The organism is Mesorhizobium sp. M2E.F.Ca.ET.219.01.1.1 (assembly GCF_004016445.2).
In the GTDB taxonomy this organism is placed as follows: Bacteria; Pseudomonadota; Alphaproteobacteria; order Rhizobiales; family Rhizobiaceae; genus Mesorhizobium.
In genome coordinates this window covers 1-317 of record NZ_SADT02000180.1, presented here as the reverse complement: position 1 = coordinate 317, position 317 = coordinate 1, and the positions used below count along the sequence as shown (strand labels likewise).

Genomic DNA, 317 nt, shown 5'->3' with positions numbered 1-317 from the left:
AAAGCAGCCAGGTCAGCGGCAGCGACATCGCCACCATGATGAAGGCATAAGGCGATGCCGAGGCGTAATCGATCTCGCCGCTGTAGGACCAGAACGCCATCGCCAGCGTACGGGTGCCATTCGGCGCCAGCATCTGGGTTGCCGTCAGCTCGTTCATGATGCCGAGCGCCACCAGCGCCATCGTCACCAGCACGATGAAGGGCAGCGACATGACCGCGTCGAGCAGCCGCGCGCCGACGGCATCGACCAGGCCGCCGAAGGTGCCGAGCACCAGGCCGATGACGCTGCCTGAAGCAACACCCGCCAGCGTCGCCAGC

At 65.9% G+C, this 317-nt stretch carries 1 pseudogene; it reads right to left on the bottom strand.

Features of this window, described 5'->3' with window-relative positions:
• Nucleotides 1-317: pseudogene (locus EN862_RS37265) on the bottom strand (hypothetical protein); the annotation flags it as partial.